The 16,989-nt window shown below is 62.7% G+C and carries 20 protein-coding genes; 9 read left to right on the plus strand and 11 right to left on the minus strand.

Going from position 1 to position 16,989, the window contains the following annotated elements:
* Nucleotides 1–3: 3 nt before the first annotated feature.
* Both AC1DVW_RS05475 and AC1DVW_RS05480 read right to left on the minus strand, forming a co-directional pair.
* Nucleotides 4–1,788 (minus strand): stimulus-sensing domain-containing protein, encoded by a 1,785-nt coding sequence (locus AC1DVW_RS05475; protein WP_477321727.1) that lies wholly within the window; start codon nucleotides 1,786–1,788, stop codon nucleotides 4–6.
* A 24-nt stretch (nucleotides 1,789–1,812) separates the two neighbouring features.
* Nucleotides 1,813–2,514: a response regulator transcription factor gene (locus AC1DVW_RS05480; protein ID WP_013528337.1), complete on the minus strand. Its 702-nt coding sequence runs from the start codon at nucleotides 2,512–2,514 to the stop codon at nucleotides 1,813–1,815.
* Between the two features lie 342 nt (nucleotides 2,515–2,856).
* On the opposite strand from AC1DVW_RS05480, the gene AC1DVW_RS05485 reads away from it, so the two are divergent.
* The 4 genes from AC1DVW_RS05485 (at nucleotide 2,857) to AC1DVW_RS05500 (ending at nucleotide 6,936) form a co-directional block, all read left to right on the plus strand.
* Nucleotides 2,857–4,467: a phosphoenolpyruvate carboxykinase gene (locus tag AC1DVW_RS05485; protein ID WP_477321729.1), complete on the plus strand. Its 1,611-nt coding sequence runs from the start codon at nucleotides 2,857–2,859 to the stop codon at nucleotides 4,465–4,467.
* 86 nt (nucleotides 4,468–4,553) lie between these two features.
* Nucleotides 4,554–4,991 carry an alternative ribosome rescue aminoacyl-tRNA hydrolase ArfB gene (arfB, locus tag AC1DVW_RS05490; RefSeq protein WP_477240599.1) on the plus strand — a complete coding sequence of 146 codons (438 nt, stop codon included), beginning with the start codon at nucleotides 4,554–4,556 and terminating at the stop codon, nucleotides 4,989–4,991.
* A 124-nt stretch (nucleotides 4,992–5,115) separates the two neighbouring features.
* Entirely contained in the window at nucleotides 5,116–5,736 is a 621-nt protein-coding gene (locus AC1DVW_RS05495; protein ID WP_477322624.1) for an alpha-ketoglutarate-dependent dioxygenase AlkB family protein, read from the plus strand.
* Nucleotides 5,737–5,904: 168 nt separating this feature from the next.
* Complete coding sequence (locus tag AC1DVW_RS05500) at nucleotides 5,905–6,936, plus strand: phosphatase PAP2 family protein (protein ID WP_477321731.1); 1,032 nt, start codon at nucleotides 5,905–5,907, stop codon at nucleotides 6,934–6,936.
* Here AC1DVW_RS05500 and coaA read toward each other — a convergent pair.
* Genes coaA through hisB form a run of 9 tightly spaced genes read right to left on the minus strand, consistent with a single transcriptional unit; the run spans nucleotide 6,923 to nucleotide 12,646 of the window.
* Complete coding sequence (gene coaA, locus AC1DVW_RS05505) at nucleotides 6,923–7,882, minus strand: type I pantothenate kinase (RefSeq protein WP_477321733.1); 960 nt, start codon at nucleotides 7,880–7,882, stop codon at nucleotides 6,923–6,925. The two genes, AC1DVW_RS05500 and coaA, sit on opposite strands and share 14 nt — an antisense overlap.
* A 32-nt stretch (nucleotides 7,883–7,914) precedes the next feature.
* Nucleotides 7,915–8,232, minus strand: a complete 318-nt coding sequence (locus tag AC1DVW_RS05510) for a phosphoribosyl-ATP diphosphatase (RefSeq protein ID WP_477321735.1) — start codon at nucleotides 8,230–8,232, stop codon at nucleotides 7,915–7,917.
* An 8-nt stretch (nucleotides 8,233–8,240) separates the two neighbouring features.
* The gene (gene hisF / locus AC1DVW_RS05515) at nucleotides 8,241–9,047 is read right to left on the minus strand and encodes an imidazole glycerol phosphate synthase subunit HisF (RefSeq protein WP_477241842.1); all 807 of its coding nucleotides are present in this window, start codon (nucleotides 9,045–9,047) and stop codon (nucleotides 8,241–8,243) included.
* The gene (locus tag AC1DVW_RS05520; protein ID WP_477321737.1) at nucleotides 9,044–9,880 is read right to left on the minus strand and encodes an arginase family protein; all 837 of its coding nucleotides are present in this window, start codon (nucleotides 9,878–9,880) and stop codon (nucleotides 9,044–9,046) included. The genes hisF and AC1DVW_RS05520 overlap by 4 nt, the downstream gene beginning before the upstream one ends.
* A complete protein-coding gene (hisA, locus tag AC1DVW_RS05525; RefSeq protein ID WP_477274259.1) occupies nucleotides 9,877–10,626 on the minus strand; it encodes a 1-(5-phosphoribosyl)-5-[(5-phosphoribosylamino)methylideneamino]imidazole-4-carboxamide isomerase in 750 nt (249 codons plus the stop codon). The genes AC1DVW_RS05520 and hisA overlap by 4 nt, the downstream gene beginning before the upstream one ends.
* A gap of 3 nt (nucleotides 10,627–10,629) precedes the next feature.
* On the minus strand, nucleotides 10,630–10,920 hold the full coding sequence (locus AC1DVW_RS05530) for a DUF1330 domain-containing protein (protein WP_477321739.1): 291 nt from the start codon (nucleotides 10,918–10,920) through the stop codon (nucleotides 10,630–10,632).
* Entirely contained in the window at nucleotides 10,917–11,567 is a 651-nt protein-coding gene (hisH, locus tag AC1DVW_RS05535; RefSeq protein WP_477240613.1) for an imidazole glycerol phosphate synthase subunit HisH, read from the minus strand. The genes AC1DVW_RS05530 and hisH overlap by 4 nt, the downstream gene beginning before the upstream one ends.
* A gap of 1 nt (nucleotide 11,568) precedes the next feature.
* On the minus strand, nucleotides 11,569–12,042 hold the full coding sequence (locus AC1DVW_RS05540; RefSeq protein ID WP_477274261.1) for a DUF2628 domain-containing protein: 474 nt from the start codon (nucleotides 12,040–12,042) through the stop codon (nucleotides 11,569–11,571).
* A gap of 4 nt (nucleotides 12,043–12,046) precedes the next feature.
* Nucleotides 12,047–12,646, minus strand: a complete 600-nt coding sequence (gene hisB, locus AC1DVW_RS05545) for an imidazoleglycerol-phosphate dehydratase HisB (RefSeq protein ID WP_477240617.1) — start codon at nucleotides 12,644–12,646, stop codon at nucleotides 12,047–12,049.
* A 215-nt stretch (nucleotides 12,647–12,861) separates the two neighbouring features.
* Between hisB and hslV the strand changes: the two genes are divergently transcribed.
* The 5 genes from hslV to AC1DVW_RS05570 all read left to right on the plus strand — a co-directional run bounded on the left by hslV (nucleotide 12,862) and on the right by AC1DVW_RS05570 (nucleotide 16,989).
* Nucleotides 12,862–13,413, plus strand: coding sequence for an ATP-dependent protease subunit HslV (gene hslV / locus AC1DVW_RS05550; RefSeq protein ID WP_109666998.1), 552 nt, complete (start codon nucleotides 12,862–12,864; stop codon nucleotides 13,411–13,413).
* A complete protein-coding gene (locus AC1DVW_RS05555; protein ID WP_477321741.1) occupies nucleotides 13,403–13,930 on the plus strand; it encodes a GNAT family N-acetyltransferase in 528 nt (175 codons plus the stop codon). Before hslV ends, AC1DVW_RS05555 begins: the two co-directional genes overlap by 11 nt.
* 4 nt (nucleotides 13,931–13,934) lie before the next feature.
* Nucleotides 13,935–14,534: a DUF2585 domain-containing protein gene (locus AC1DVW_RS05560; protein WP_477240622.1), complete on the plus strand. Its 600-nt coding sequence runs from the start codon at nucleotides 13,935–13,937 to the stop codon at nucleotides 14,532–14,534.
* A gap of 4 nt (nucleotides 14,535–14,538) precedes the next feature.
* Nucleotides 14,539–15,852 carry an ATP-dependent protease ATPase subunit HslU gene (gene hslU, locus AC1DVW_RS05565; RefSeq protein WP_477274265.1) on the plus strand — a complete coding sequence of 438 codons (1,314 nt, stop codon included), beginning with the start codon at nucleotides 14,539–14,541 and terminating at the stop codon, nucleotides 15,850–15,852.
* A 177-nt stretch (nucleotides 15,853–16,029) separates the two neighbouring features.
* A complete protein-coding gene (locus AC1DVW_RS05570) occupies nucleotides 16,030–16,989 on the plus strand; it encodes a DUF1402 family protein (protein ID WP_477321743.1) in 960 nt (319 codons plus the stop codon).

The raw sequence follows: 16,989 nt of genomic DNA on the forward strand, positions 1-16,989 counted from the left end.
GGATCAGCCTTCGGCCGGCAGCGTCACCACGAAGCGCGCACCCTTGATCTCGCCGGGCTTGGTACCCGGGATGTTCTCCGCGGTCAGCGTGCCGCCATGGGCTTCGACGATCTGCCTCGAGATCGACAGGCCGAGGCCTGAATTCTGGCCGAACGCCTCGCCGGCCGGCCGGTCGGTGTAAAAGCGTTCGAAGATACGGTCGATGTTGTCGGCCCGGATGCCGGGGCCATTGTCGTCGACGGTGACGATGTTGAACTTGCCCGCGCGTGCAAGGGAAATCGCGATATGGCCGTGCTCTTCGGGAACGAAGGAGCGGGCATTCTCGATCAGGTTGGTGACGACCTGGCCGATCCTGAGATCATGGCCGACGACGAAATAGCCTTTGACGCCTTGCGGCAGCTTGGCGACCTTGAACTCGATCTCGACCGCCTTCTTGTTGCGCGTCGCCTCACGTGAAACAGCGACGAGGTCGGTGATGAATTTCTTCAGATCCACCGTTCCGGCATCTTCACGCGCCAACTCGGCGTCAAGGCGCGACGCGTCGGAAATATCGGTGATCAGCCGGTCCAGCCGCCGGACATCGTGCTGGATGATCTCCATCAGACGCGCGCGGGAATTATCGTTCTTCGCCAAGGGCAGGGTTTCCACGGCGCTGCGCAGCGACGTCAGCGGGTTCTTCAATTCGTGCGACACGTCGGCGGCAAAGCTCTCGATCGCCTCGATACGGGCGTAGAGCGCATTGGTCATGTCGCGTATGGCGATCGACAAATTGCCGATCTCGTCCTGCCGGTCGGAAAAGTCGGGGATTTCCTCACGGTTCTTGACGCCGCGCCGCACCCGCACTGCCGCCGCCGACAACCGGCGCAGAGGGTTGGCGATGGTCGAGGCCAGCAGCATCGACAGGATGGCGGTGACCAGGGCGGCAATGCCAAAGACGCGCAGGATCGCCTTGCGTTCAGCAGCGACGATCTTGTCGATGTCACCGCCTTCCGTCGACAGCATGAGCACGCCGAGCACGGCACGGAAGCGCTGGATCGGCACGGCCACCGAAACAATCTGCTCGCCCTGCTCTGAGACCCGCACGATGGTCGACGGGCTGCCGGTCAGCGCCTTGACCACCTCCGGAAATGCGGCGCCATTGCCGCCCGGCTGTTCGTGGTAGACCGGCAGTTCAGTGTTGCGGAACAAATCGAAGACGAATTTCTGCACGCGCTCGACAAGGTCGGGCTCTTCTTCCTCGACAGGCGGCAGGTCGTAGCGAAGGATCTGGCCGCGCGAATAGAGATGGCGTGAATCAAGCAGCAGATTGGCGTCGCGATCGTAGATGCGGGCGCGGGTGCGCGTCGGCGAAATCAGCCGTCTCAGCACCGGCGCCACGCGCTCCGGATTGATTGGGAAATCCAGATTGTCGAGCTGGTCGGAGCCGGGGCCGAGGCTTTCGCCGGCCTGCAGCTCCAGCAGCTTTTCCGGGTCGATGCTGATCGAATCGGTCTCGACCGTCGCCGACGCCGCAATCGCGCCAGCGATGATCTCGCCCTGCGTCATCAGGCTCTCGACGCGGGCATCGATCAGCCCGTCGCGAAACGTGTTGAGATAGAGGATGCCGGTGACCAGGACGGCGAGGCCGGCAAGGTTGAGGAAGAGGATGCGCCGGGTCAGGCTGGAAAAGATATGGTGGCCGAGGAAACGGCGCATCGGCACCGTCAGCCTCGACAGAAATGCGGGCAGAATCCTGGACGGCCGCCTGCCGGCGCCCGCCCGTCTGCCTCGCTCTACGTCAACTGCCATAGAATAGCAGCTCCCGGTCCGTTCTTAAGCTTCGCGGAACCGGTACCCGACTCCGTAAAGCGTTTCGATCATTTCGAAGTCATCATCGACGGCCTTGAACTTCTTGCGCAGCCGCTTGATGTGGCTGTCGATGGTGCGATCGTCGACATAGACCTGCTCATCATAGGCTGAATCCATCAACGCATCACGGCTTTTTACCACACCGGGACGCTGCGCCAGCGAGTGCAGGATGAGAAATTCGGTCACGGTCAGCGTCACCGGCTCGCCCTTCCAGGTGCAGGTGTGGCGCTCCTGGTCCATGACAAGCTGGCCGCGCTCGAGCGAGCGGGCCTGCTGGCTGGGTGTCTTCGCCGCGGCCTCGCGGGCACTGGCCCGGCGCAGCACGGCGCGGACCCGTTCGACCAGAAGACGCTGCGAAAACGGTTTGCGGATAAAATCGTCGGCGCCCATCTTGAGGCCGAAGAGCTCGTCGATCTCGTCGTCCTTCGAGGTCAGGAAGATCACCGGCAGGTCGGACTTCTGGCGCATGCGGCGCAGCAGTTCCATACCGTCCATGCGCGGCATCTTGATGTCGAGGATGGCGAGGTTCGGCGGGCGCGCCGCCAGGCCTTCCAGCGCTGACGCCCCATCCGTGTAGGTTTCGACGCGGTAGCCCTCGGATTCGAGGGCAATCGACACCGAAGTCAGAATGTTGCGGTCGTCATCGACAAGCGCGATCGTTGCCATTTCAAGCGGCTCCCTCATGAGCTGTCCCTTCTTTCGTAGAGAAGGGGCTTTTGCAGGACAAATTAGGTACAAAATGTGGCATAGGCTCAGACCGCTGTCACGAGCGGCATGCCGGCGGCCACAATCACACCACTACACGGATTGGACGAACAAAGACTGCCAATCCTTTGGGCAACCACCCGACTTTTTGCACATATAAACGATTTAAACAACTTTTAAAATTTTTAAATCGATTAATGATTTGATATCATTCGGGTTTTCTGGTTCTGAGCCTTTCAGCCCTGGCAAGTGGGCTCCGGAAAATTCGCCGGCAAGATGCGGCAAATCGAAGAAGGGACACCCATGTTGGAAGCCGGCAAACGCAATCCCGCATGCGCGATCGATCGGATCGGCCTCCTGACGTCAGGCGTGGTGCGCTACAATTTCGGCGCGGCTCAGCTCTACGAGCAGGCAATCGGCCGCGGCGAGGCCCGGCTGACCGCGCATGGCGCGCTTGTCGCCGAGACCGGCCAGCACACCGGTCGCTCGCCCAAGGACAAATTCGTCGTGCGCGACGAGGCGACCACGCCGCATGTCTGGTGGGACAACAACAAGGCGATCTCGCCGGCCCAGTTCGAGGCGCTGCTTGCCGATTTTCGCGCCCATGCGGCGGACAAGGACCTTTATGTGCAGGATCTGGTCGGCGGCGCCGACGACGGATTGAAGCTGACGACCAGGGTCGTCACCGAACTCGCCTGGCACTCGCTGTTCATCCGCAATCTGCTGATCCGTCCTGAAGCCGCCGCGCTCGAGCATTTCGTGCCCGAGATGACGATCATCGACCTGCCGTCGTTCCGCGCCGATCCGGCCCGTCACGGCACCCGCACCGAAACGGTGATCGCGGTTGATCTGGCGCGCAAGATCGTGCTTATCGGCGGCACCTCCTATGCCGGCGAGATGAAGAAGTCGGTGTTCACCATGCTCAACTATCTGTTGCCGGCCAAGGGCGTCATGCCGATGCATTGCTCGGCCAATGAAGGCCCGGCCGGGGACGCGGCCGTCTTCTTCGGCCTGTCGGGCACCGGCAAGACGACGCTGTCGGCCGATCCGTCGCGGACATTGGTCGGTGACGACGAACACGGCTGGGGTCCGCACGGCATCTTCAATTTCGAAGGCGGCTGCTATGCCAAGACGATCAAGCTTTCGGCCGAAGCCGAGCCGGAAATCTTTGCCACCACACGGCGCTTCGGCACCGTGCTGGAGAATGTGATCCTCGATGCCAACCGCGTGCCGGATTTCGATGACGGAAGGCTGACCGAGAACACGCGCTGCGCCTATCCGCTCGATTTCATCCCCAATGCCTCGAAGACCGGTCGCGCCGGTCACCCGAAAAACATCATCATGCTGACCGCCGACGCCTTTGGCGTCATGCCGCCGATCGCGCGGCTGACCCCGGCGCAGGCGATGTATCATTTCCTCTCAGGCTATACGGCCAAGGTTGCGGGAACCGAAAAGGGCGTCACCGAGCCCGAAGCGACGTTTTCCACCTGCTTCGGCGCGCCGTTCATGCCGCGCCACCCCTCCGAATACGGCAATCTGCTGCGCGAGCTGATCGCCCGCCACGACGTCGATTGCTGGCTGGTCAACACCGGTTGGACCGGCGGCGCTTACGGCACCGGCAAAAGGATGCCGATCAAGGCGACGCGGGCGCTGCTTGCCGCGGCGCTCGACGGTTCGCTGAAATCGGCCGATTTCCGCACCGACGCCAATTTTGGCTTCGAGGTGCCGGTGGCGGTTGCCGGCGTCGACAGTGCCATTCTCGATCCGCGCTCGACCTGGGCCGACAAGGCTGCCTACGACCGGCAGGCGGCAAGGCTGGTCGGCATGTTCGCCGTCAATTTCGAAAAATTCGAACCGCATGTCGACGCCAACGTGCTGGGCGCCGCGCCGCGCCTGCAGGAAGCAGCGGAGTAGGGCCGGCAGTCGCCCCAACCCAACATTGGAAGGCCCGGTTGTGATCGGGCCTTTTCTTTTTTCATCCGCCGCGCCATGAGTGCGGCATGACTGCCGACGACAAGATCATCATTGCCGACGAGGCGACAATCCACCCGGGCGACCTGCACGAGGATTTCATCCGCTCGTCCGGCCCTGGCGGCCAGAACGTCAACAAGGTGGCGACGGCCGTGCAGTTGCGTTTCGATGCCGCCAACGCGGCGGGCCTGTCGGAGCGCGTGCGCGAGCGGACCATCAAGCTCGCCGGCCAGCGCGCCACCAAGGACGGTGTCATCGTCATCGAGGCCGGCCGCTACCGCACGCAGGAGCAGAACCGGGCGGACGCACGCGCACGGCTGACGGCGCTGGTCGCCAAGGCAGCCGAGCCGCCGCCGCCGCCGCGCAAGAAGACGAGGCCGTCGAAAGGCGCCGTCGAGCGGCGCCTGAAGAGCAAGGCGGGGCGCGGCACGATCAAGAAATTGCGCGGTCGCGTCGGCGACGACTGAGTGCGGCCCGCCTGTATTTCCTTCGGGCCGGAGCGGCGCAACGCAAGATCGGCGGCTTTCGGGTCGCCGTTTTTGCCTGGGGATGGCATTGTTGCCGGATGAACCGAATGAAGCGGCCAATCTGATGCTCGTCCTGCCCAATGGCGTTCGCCACATGCCCGGCTATCTGTCGCGCGCCCTGCAGGAGGCGCTGGTCGAGGATGTCAGAAGCGTGGTGCAGGCCGCCCCCTTGTTCGTGCCCGCCATGCCGCGCACCGGCAAGGAGATGAGCGTGCGCATGACCAATTGCGGCACGCTTGGCTGGGTCACCGACAAGGAGCACGGCTATCGCTACCAGCCGACCCATCCGGTGACCGGAGCGCCGTGGCCGCCGATCCCCGAGGTGCTCCTGCACTTATGGCGCGAGGTCTCCGCCTATCCGCAGCCGCCGGAGGCCTGCCTGGTCAACTTCTATGCGCAGGACGCCAAAATGGGCCTGCATCAGGACCGCGACGAGGCCGATTTCGCGGCGCCTGTGGTCTCCGTCTCGCTCGGCGACGACTGCCTGTTCAGGGTCGGCCAGACCACGCGCGACGGGGCGACCAAATCATTCAGGCTGAAAAGCGGTGATGTCGTCGTGCTTGGCGGCGAGGGCCGCCTCTGCTTCCACGGCGTCGACCGTATCTATCCCTCGACCTCGGCGCTGCTCAAGAACGGCGGGCGCATCAATCTGACGCTGCGGCGGGTCACGCGGGCGGGACACTAACCGATTCTACAGGTTTTCCTCGTAAACGTGCCTGGGCATTGCAACGTCGGCTCGGGGATCATGACAGACAGCAGTGTAATCTTGCGCCAACTGTGGGCTGCCGCCAACGGAGCAATCCCGCTGGTCCGCCGGGATTCCGGCCTTTATCTGTTCATTGCCATCTACACCTTGGCCGGCCTGGTCTTTCTGCATGCGATCGGCGCGGCCGACCGCAGCGCGTATTCGATATATTTCGGGCGCTGGATATTGCTGAACGGCGTGATGCTGCCGGTCTTCGCCATTCTTGTCGACGTGAGCCTGCTCATGCATCGCTTCGATGGCAGGCGCCGTCTGGCAGCGAAACAGGTCTTTTCGACATCACGGCTGGCATACTCGCTCTCGGGTCTATGCCTCCTCATGGCGCTCATGATCTTTCAAGGCACATTCACCTCCGTGAAAAATGGCATGCCGGTCTGGCAGGATGGCTTTCCATTCGATGTGACACATGCCGACATCGACGCCTTCCTGCATTTCGGCGCCGATCCGTGGCGCTGGCTCTACGTGGTCGCTGAAAATGATTTCGTGCGGACCGCCGTCGAGTGGAACTACAACGTTTTGTGGTTCGTCCTCAATTTCGGCGCCTTGTTCTTTGTCGCGACATCGCCGCGGACGGCGTCGGTTCGAACGCGCTATGTCGCCTGCTTCATGGTGGTCTGGGTTGTCGTAGGCAACATCCTGGCTGGGCTGTTCCTGTCGGCCGGTCCGGCGTTCTATGGTGCCGTCACGGGCGACACGGCGCGGTTTGGCGAACAGCTGGCATTCCTGGCCCACGGCGCCGAATCCGCCAACTCCGCTGTTTCCTATCAGCAATATTTGTGGACGCTCCATGAAGCCAGGCAGACGGGGTTCGCCTCAGGTATTTCGGCCTTTCCCAGCGTGCATGTCGGGTTGGTGATGCTCAATGCGCTTTTCGTGTGGGAGTATAGTCGCCGTCTCGGCGCTGTGGCGTTCGTCTATGTGGCCTTTGTCGCCGTCAGTTCGGTCTATCTGGCCTGGCACTATGCCATCGACGGCTATGCCGCCGCCGCTGTCGCGATCGTGGTCTATGTCGTGGCGCGTAAACTCGTCCCCGCGGATCGGCCCTATTTGCGGCTACAGACACAGGACGAGCCGTCGACCGATATCGTGGACCGCCCGGGGGCTGCCGTCACAACTTCCTGAGCGCCACTTCCTCGACCAGGTGATTGGCGCCCTTGCGCAGGATGAGATCGGCGCGCGCCCGCGTCGGCACGATGTTCTCGCGCAGATTCTTCAGATTGATGTTGGCCCACAACCCTTCGGCAATGGCGCGTGCGGCGCCTTCTGACAGTTGCGAATAGCGGTGGAAGAAGGAGTCCGGATTGCGGAAGGCGGTCTCGCGCAGCCGCATGAAGCGGGCAATGTACCATTGGTGGATCAGCTTTTCGTCGGCATCGATATAGATGGCGAAGTCGAAGAAGTCCGACAGGAACGGCACGATCTTGCCATCCCTGGGCAATTTACCCGGCTGCAGTACGTTGATGCCTTCGAAGATCAATATGTCCGGCCGGTCGATGGTGACGAACTCGCCGGGGATGACGTTATAGGTCAAATGCGAATAGACCGGCGCCCGGACATTGCGCTGCGCCGATTTGATGCCCGACAGGAAACGCAGCAGCGCGCCGACATCATAGCTGTCGGGAAAGCCCTTGCGCTCCATCAGATTGTCGCGGCGCAGCACCTCGTTGGGCAGCAGGAAACCGTCGGTGGTGATCAGATCGACCTTCGGGCTCGACGGCCAGCGCGCCAAAAGTTCCTTGAGCACGCGTGCCGTGGTCGACTTCCCGACCGCAACCGAGCCGGCAATGCCGATGATGAACGGCGTCTTGACCACATCCAGCGCGTTGAAGAAGGCCTGGCGCTGGCGGAACAGGAGCTGGCTCGCCTCGACATGCGCGGACAAGAGCCGCGACAGCGACAGATAGATGCGCTTGACCTCTTCGAGATCGACCGGGTCGTTCAGCGAACGCAGGCGGTTGATTTCATCTTCGCCGAGCGTCAGCGGCGTGTCGGCGCGGAACTGCGACCATTGCTCGGCCGAGAAGAAACGAAAGGGTGAATATTTCTCGGTGGGAGCGAGCTGGTCCATCGAGTTTCCTGCCCTCCTCAGCGGTCAGCGTCTCAGGACCGAGACGCCTTTTCTGCGATGCCCGAGCGCCCGGTGCGGGTTTCGAGCTCCTTGAGCACGTCGCTCAGCGGAATGTCGGCGATGCCGAGAACGACGAGCCAATGATATAGAAGATCGGCACTTTCCGAAACGAGAGCTTTTTTGTCGCCTTTGACGGCGGCGATGACGGTTTCGACCGCCTCTTCACCGAGTTTCTGCGCCGCCTTGTCCATGCCGCGCGCAAACAGCTTTGCCGTCCACGAGTCCGAGTCGCCGGACTGCGCGCGTTCGCGGATGGTGGTCTCCAGATCGGAGAGCGAGAACTCAGCCATGACGCAGCCTACAGCCTTTGTGGTTTGGAGTGAAACGGCGAGTCCAGGCGCATCGGCAGCCCGGCAAGCGCCATATGCGCCTTGGCTTGCGCGATCGTGTAGGTGCCGAAATGGAAGATCGATGCCGCCAGCACAGCCCCGGCATGGCCGTCGCGAATGCCTTCGACCATGTGGTCGAGCGTGCCGACGCCGCCAGATGCGATCACCGGCGCACGCACGGCGTCGGCGATGGTGCGGGTCAGCGCGATGTCGTAGCCGGCCTTGGTGCCGTCGCGGTCCATCGACGTCAACAGGATTTCGCCTGCGCCGAGATCGACCATTTTTCGCGCGAATTCGACTGCGTCGATGCCGGTTTTTTCGCGGCCGCCATGGGTAAAAATCTCCCACCGGTCGGCCTCGCCGGCTGCCGACACCTTCTTGGCGTCGATGGCGACGACGATGCACTGGTTGCCGAACTTATCGGCCGCTTCAGCGACGAAATCAGGGTTCTTCACCGCCGCCGTGTTGATCGACACCTTGTCGGCGCCGGCCAGCAACAGTTTTCGGATGTCGGCGACCTGGCGCACGCCGCCACCGACGGTCAGCGGCATGAAGCATTGTTCGGCGGTGCGGGCGATGACGTCGAAGATCGTCTCGCGGTTGTCGGACGAGGCGGTGATGTCGAGAAAGCAGAGCTCGTCGGCGCCGGCCGCGTCATAGGCCTTGGCCGCCTCGACCGGATCGCCGGCGTCGATCAGGTCGACGAAATTGACGCCCTTGACAACGCGGCCGTTCTTCACGTCGAGACAGGGGATAACGCGGGCCTTCAGCATCAGCTTTTCTCCACCGTTGCCAGCAGATCGGTCAGCAATTGGCCGACCAGCGGCGGAACATCGCCTTGCGCGTCGAACGCCGGATCGTAGGCAGAGATGGTGATGCCGACGATCGGCAGCAAACCGGCCATGCCGCACACCGCCTGGCGCAACTGCGCCGGTCTCGGCCCGCCCGAATGCGTATAGCGATTGGCCTGCAATTCGTTGGGGTCGTGGACATCCAGGTCGAGATGCATATGCGTTCGCTTGACGCCGGTGGCCTTCAGCCTTCCGGCTGCCTTTGCCACATCCGGGCATTCCGCTCGAATGACCGGCAATGTCTCCAGCAGCAGCTCTTCCGCCGGATCGAGGTCGCGGGCGTTGACCAGCACGCAGCGGGACGGGTCGATCGCATGAAAGCCGGGAATTGCTTTCGCCATCGCCCGCCAGCAGAGCCCCAGAACCGTCGCCAACGCCATGCCGTCGAGAAAGCCGTAAACGGATGTCTCGGGCGTGTTGAGGTCGCCATGCTGGTCGGCCCAGATGATCGAATCGGCGTCCCCGCCGGCGACCGCACCGGCGCTGGTCAGGCAATTGCCGGCGAGCACAATGGGAAACCGGCCGCGGTCACGGGCGATGCGGACCTCGCCGGAGACGGCGTTGCAGACGGCAAAGCCTGTTGCGATCTCGCGTTCCTGCTCATCTCCGACCTTGCCGATGTCCTCGACGGCAACGTCGTGACCGGCCAGCGTCAGCGCTTCGACCAGCCCGCCTGATATCAGCGCGTCCGGTCCCTGGCCCATGCCGCCGTGATATTGACCGCTGTCATAGGAGGCCAGGATGATCGAGACTTTCACGGTCTCGCCTCCGCTACGGGCCTGCCGCGCAGGATTGCCAGGGCCTCGGTCGGGTCGATGCGCCCGTCATAGAGCGCGCGGCCGGAGATCGCGCCTTCGAGCTTTTGCGCATCGGGCATGGTCATACGCACGATGTCGGCGATCGAGGCCAGGCCGCCCGAGGCGATGACCGGGATCGACACCGCTTCGGCGAGGCTGATCGTGGCATCCCAGTTGATGCCGGTCAGCACGCCGTCGCGGTCGATGTCGGTGTAGATGATGGCAGCGACACCGGCGCCCTCGAACTTCTTCGCCAATTCGATGACGCCGAGGCTGGAGGCCTCGGCCCAACCCTCGACCGCCACCTTGCCGCCCTTGGCGTCGATGCCGACGGCGATCTTGCCCGGAAACGCCTTGCAGGCCTGCTTGACCAGGTCGGGATCGCGCACCGCCACCGTACCGAGAATGACTCGGGCGAGCCCGCGATCGAGCCAGTCCTCGATCTGCTCCAGGGTGCGGATGCCGCCGCCGAGCTGCACCGGGTTCTTCGTTGCCTTGAGGATGGCGCCGACTGCCGCGCTGTTGACGCTCTGGCCCTTGAAGGCGCCATTGAGGTCGACGACATGCAGCCATTCGAAGCCCTGGCTTTCGAAGGCTCTGGCCTGGTCCGCCGGATCGTCATTGTAGATCGTCGCGGTCGCCATATCGCCGTGCTTCAGCCGCACGCACTGGCCGTCCTTGAGGTCTATGGCCGGAAACAGGATCACGGTTCACGCCCCTTCCACAATGGCGAAATGCGACGTCGAATAAAGCCGCCGGAGTTTTAGCGCCGCCTGGTATTCGGGTGAATGGAAGCAGGCGAGTGCGACCGCGTAGCTCTCGAACTCGATGATGATGTGGCGACTGCCGGACGGCCCTTCCGGGCTCGACGACTGGCCGCCACGGGTCAGGAATCTTGCGCCGTATTTGTCGAAAGCCGCTTTGTTGGCGGCGATGTAGAGCGGATAGTTTTCCGGATCGGTCACCTCGATCATCGCCATCCAGTAGCCCTTCTTGGTCATGGCTTCCACCGCAGGAAGTTGGTGATCAGCGCCAGGCCGAGCGCCTGGCTCTTTTCGGGATGGAACTGGGTGCCGACGAGGTTGTCGCGGGCGACAGCGGCCGTCACCGGGCCGCCATAGTCGGCGACGGCCAGCACTTCGGTCGGCTTCGTTGCATCGAGGTGGTAGGAATGCACGAAATAGGCGTGCAGCCCCTTGGGTCCGGTGAGAATGCCGGAAAACAGCGGATGCTTGCGCTCCAGATCGATCGTGTTCCAGCCGATCTGCGGGATCTTCAGCGCCGGATCGGAGGGCTTGATCTCCTTGACGTCGCCGGCGATCCAGCCAAAGCCTTTGGTAACGGTTTTTTCCAGGCCGCGTTCCGACATCAGCTGCATGCCGACGCAAATGCCGAGGAACGGCCGCCCCTTGGCGATGGCCACCTCCTCCACCGCTTCCCACATGCCGGCAACGGCACGCAAGCCCGCCGCGCAATCGGCATAGGCGCCGACGCCGGGCAGCACGATGCGGTCGGCGGTGCGCACCCGTTCGGCGTCCGCCGTCAGCTCGATCGCGGCAGCAATGCCGGCTTCGTGCGCGGCGCGCTCAAAAGCCTTGGTGGCCGAGCGCAGATTGCCCGACCCGTAGTCGATGATGGCAACACGCATCTCAGGTCTTTCCCGGAATGTGGGTCAGCCCCAGCGCCATGCCCGGCTGCGCCGGCCGCGCCTGGGCGGCGTCCGGAACGATGCGATGCACCGGCGCGCCTTCATCCGACGGCGCCTCGGTTTCCAGCGCGTAGCGGGTGTCGGCATCGTCGATCCCATCGGCCTCGACCACGCCCCATTGCTGCCAGCCCCGCCGGCGCAGCGCCGCGATCCGCAGACCCTGCCCCTCCAGCCCGACATAGAGCGAGACCAGCAGCGAGAGAGCCGAGCCGGCCCATTCGAGCCCTAATTTCTCGCCGAGCATCGACAGCGCGGCCATGGCGACAAAGGCCAGCGCCGCCTCGATCCACAGCCGGTGCCAGGCGAGCCACAACGGCGTCACCAGGAAGCCGAGCCAGGAAAAGCCGTCACGGACAAAGGTCGTATCGGCCTTTTCGCCGCGGCCCGGTGGCTCCATCACGACATAGATGGCCATGATACTATCCCTTCAGCGATCCCTTGGTGGAGGGCACCGCGTCCGGCTGGCGCGGGTCGGGTTCAAGGGCGGCGCGCAGCGCCCGCGCCACCGCCTTGAAGCAGGTCTCGGCAATATGGTGGTTGTTGGCGCCGTAATGGTTGGTTACATGCAGCGTGATGCCGGCATTCTGCGCCAGCGCCTGAAAGAATTCACGCACCAGTTCGGTGTCGAAGGTGCCGATTTTCGGCGACGAGAAGGCAACATTCCACACCAGGAAAGGGCGGCCGGAGACGTCGATCGCCGCCCGCGTCAGCGTCTCGTCCATGGCGAGGTCGATCGAGGCATAGCGCATGATGCCGCGCCGTTCGCCCAGCGCCTTGCTGAGCGCCTGGCCGAGCGCGATGCCGGTGTCCTCGACCGTGTGGTGGTCGTCTATGTGCAGGTCGCCCGTGGCCTTGACCGTCATGTCGATCAGCGAATGGCGCGACAGCTGATCCAGCATATGGTCGAAGAAGCCGATATCAGTCGCAATGTCTGACTTGCCCGAGCCGTCGACATGGACCGATACGGAGATATCGGTTTCCTTGGTCTTGCGGCTTGCTTGCGCGGAACGGGTCGGCATGACCTTGTCCTTGTCTTGGAGTTTGCAGGCTTTCCAAGCCTTCACTGCTTGAAAACGAGAGCCTTCTAGCAGCATGATCCAGCGATTGCCAGTTGCCATGCCAAGCCGCATCGAGGCCGGTTTGCAATCGCCGGGCCTATGCATACATATGGCCGATCAAGTCACTCGTAACGCGCCAATCGCCTTTTGGGATGGCGCTGCTCGGAGCCCAAGAAATGTCGAATGAACTGACCATGCACGCCACGACCATCGTGACGGTGCGCAAGGGCAACAAGGTGGTGATCGCCGGCGACGGCCAGGTCAGCCTCGGCCAGACCATCATGAAGGGCAACGCCAAGAAGGTGCGCCGCATCGGCAAGGGCGGCAATGTCATTGCCGGTTTCGCCGGCGCCACCGCCGACGCCTTCACCTTGCTGGAACGGCTGGAAGCCAAGCTCGAACAATATCCCGACCAACTGACGCGGGCCTGCGTCGAACTCGCCAAGGACTGGCGGACCGACCGCTATCTGCGCCGTCTCGAAGCCATGATGCTGGTGGCTGACAAGTCGGTTTCGCTGGCGCTGACCGGCACCGGCGACGTGCTCGAGCCCGAATTCGGCGTCATGGCCATTGGTTCGGGCGGCAATTACGCGCTGGCCGCGGCGCGCGCGCTGATGGACAGCGACAAGGATGCCGAGGAGATCGCCCGCAAGGCGATGCAGATCGCGTCGGACATCTGCGTCTACACCAACAACAATTTCGTCATCGAAACGCTCGATGCCGGCTGATCCGGTTTTGCTCTACGATTTTCGGCCGGTGACCGAGAAGGACCTGCCGATGATCGCGGCATGGCTCGCCGAGCCGCATGTGGCTGAGTGGTGGGACGATCCCGAAACGGAAATCGCTGAAATTCGTGAGCATATCGACTCGATTTCCGTCGAACCGCTGATCGTCGAGCTCGACGGCAAGCCGATCGCCTATCTGCAGAGCTACGACCCGCATCTGGAGGACGGCCATCCCTATGCCGACCAGCCATTCGGCACGCTCGGCATCGACCTGTCGATCGGCGTGCCGGGATTTGTCGGGGCCGGCCATGGCTCGGCCATTGTCCGCCAGTTCGTCGAGCAGCTGTTCGAGGAAGGCGCGCCGCGCGTCATCATCGACCCGGATCCGTCCAATGGACGGGCCATTCGCGCCTATGAGAAGGCCGGTTTCAGAGCCATCGATCGCAGGCACTCTAGATATGGGGACGTCGTTCTGATGGCCGTCGATGCCGAAGAGAGCGACACGGAAGAGGGGAAATGACCTGATGACGACACCGGTCAAGGACGACAGCTATTCGGCCTATGAAGACTCCTGGCGGATGGGGTTGCTGCTCGTCCTCGCTCTGATCGTCTTCCAGGCCGGGGCGCTGTACGGCATGGGGCGAACGCCGATCTGCACCTGCGGCTATGTCAAACTCTGGCATGGTGTTGTGCAGAGTTCGGAGAATTCCCAGCATATTTCCGACTGGTACACCTTCTCGCACATCATCCACGGCTTCCTGTTCTACGCGCTGGCGCGGTTCCTGTTCCCGCGTTCACCGATCGGGCTCAGGCTGGCCTTTGCCGTCCTCATCGAGGGTGGCTGGGAATTGCTCGAGAACAGCCCGTTCATCATCGACCGCTACCGCGCCGGCACCATCTCGCTCGATTACTACGGCGACAGCATCATCAATTCGGTGTCCGACACACTGGCCATGGTGCTGGGATTTGTGATGGCGCGAAGGCTACCTATATGGGTGATCGTCAGCCTCGCCATCATCTTCGAACTCGGTACCGGCTACCTCATCCGGGACAATCTGACACTCAACGTGATCATGCTGCTGCATCCGTTCGAGGCCATCAAGCAGTGGCAAAGTGGAATTTAGTGACATGACGACATTTTCTCCCCGCGAAATTGTTTCGGAGCTCGACCGCTTCATCATCGGCCAGAAAGACGCCAAGCGCGCCGTGGCCATTGCCTTGCGCAACCGCTGGCGCCGCCAGCAGCTCCAAGGCCAGATGCGTGAAGAGGTGATGCCGAAGAACATCCTGATGATCGGGCCGACCGGCGTCGGCAAGACCGAGATTTCGCGCCGCCTGGCGCGTCTGGCCGGAGCACCCTTCGTCAAGGTCGAGGCGACCAAGTTCACCGAGGTCGGCTATGTCGGCCGCGATGTCGAGCAGATCATCCGCGACCTCGTCGAGATAGCCATCGGCCTGGTGCGCGATAAGATGCGCGAAGACGTCAAGGCGCGCGCCCATATCAATGCCGAAGAACGAGTGCTGGAAGCCCTTGTCGGCAAGACGGCGAGCCCGGCCACCCGCGATAGCTTCCGCAAGAAATTGCGCGACGGCGAGCTCGATGACAAGGAGATCGAGGTCGAAGTGGCCGATACCGGCACTGGCGGCATGCCCGGCTTCGAGATCCCCGGCATGCCGGGCGCCAATATCGGCGTGCTCAACATCAACGACATGCTGTCGAAGGCGATGGGCGGCAAGAAGACCAAGACGCGCAAGACGACGGTGAAGGAATCCTACGCGCTTCTGGTCAACGACGAGTCCGACAAGCTGCTCGACCAGGACGAGGTGGTGCGCCAGGCGCTCGATGCGACGGAAAATGACGGCATCGTCTTCCTCGACGAGATCGACAAGATCGCGTCGCGCGAAGGCGGCATGGGGGCCGGCGTTTCGCGCGAAGGCGTGCAACGTGACCTGCTGCCGCTGATCGAAGGCACGACGGTGGCGACCAAGTATGGACCGCTGAAGACCGACCACATCCTGTTCATCGCCTCCGGCGCCTTCCACGTTTCGAAGCCGTCCGACCTGTTGCCGGAACTGCAGGGCCGCCTGCCGATCCGCGTCGAATTGCGGGCGCTGGAGAAGGATGATTTCGTCCGCATCCTCACCGAGACAGAGGCCAGTCTGATCAAGCAATACATCGCGCTGATGAAGACCGAGGGCGTCGACCTGACCTTCACTGACGATGCCATCGATTCGCTTGCCGGCATCGCCGTCGACCTCAACGCCAGCGTCGAGAACATCGGCGCCAGGCGCCTGCAGACGGTGATGGAGCGGGTGCTGGACGAGATTTCCTATGATGCGCCCGACCGTAACGGCACCTCGGTGACCATCGACGCCGCCTATGTGGAAAAGCACGTCGGTGACCTCTCCAGAAACACAGATTTGTCGCGATTCATCCTTTAAAGGGCAATTCATCTCGTAAAGGGCGGGCCGGGGCGGCGCGCAATCTGCCGGCAGGATTTGCGAAGGTGTGGCCAAATGGAAGCATCTGGCCAGCTTTCGACCTGCCGGGCCAAGGGGTCTATCGACTCCCCTAGGAGCATTACCTAGTTTGCCCCCCGACTATTTAGGCGGCGGTGCATGAAAAAACTGATCTTCGTCATTCTCGGCTTGGCGCTGGCGACAACCATGTTCGCTGCCCATGCGGCAACCATGGTGCCGCCGGGAAACCGCAACGTCGAACAACCCGACATACCGGGCGCTTCCAGCCGACGCACCCAAGCCACCAACACCACCTTCCAGGCGAAATACCGCAAGGTCTACGCGCTGCTGCAGAGCGACGCCGAATTGCGCGGCAAGATCAAGCAGGCGGCCTCCGCCTACGGCATCGACCCGATGCATATCGTCGGCGCCATCGTCGGCGAGCACACCTACAATGTCGACGCCTATGACCGGCTGCAGACCTACTACGTCAAGGCGATCTCCTATCTCTCCAGCAAGCTCTCCTTTGCCTATGACGGCGAGGACATCACCGATTTCGTGCAGCGGCCGGAATTCGCCAAATGCGCGGCCAAGTCGGACAGTTACGATCTGTGGGAATGCCGCGAGCAGGTGTGGAACCGGTCCTTTCGCGGCAAGAGCGTCGGCGGGGAGAGTTTTCCCAACGACCGCTTCGGCGCCACCTTCTTCCAGCCCTATTATGCAGGCCAGACCTTTGGCCTTGGCCAGCTCAACCCGCTGACCGCGCTGCAGATGAGCGATCTCGTGCACAAGGTGTCCGGCCTGCCGAAGCTCGACGTCAGCGATCCGAACGCCGTCTACAAGACCATCATGGATCCGGACCTGACGCTGCCTTATGTCGCGGCGACGATCAAGAAATCGATCGACGCCTACAAGGGCATTGCCGGCTTCGACATCTCAGGCAATCCCGGCGTCACCTCGACGCTGTACAATATCGGCAATCCCGAACAGCACGCCTATGAGCTGAAGGTCGAGAATGACAGGCGCCGCGCCGCCGGCGAGCCGGTGAAGCTGCCCGAGGAAAATTACTATGGCTGGCTGGTCAACGACAAACTGTCGGAGCTCAAGGCGCTGTTCTAG

The organism is Mesorhizobium sp. P3_B5, from assembly GCF_056402815.1.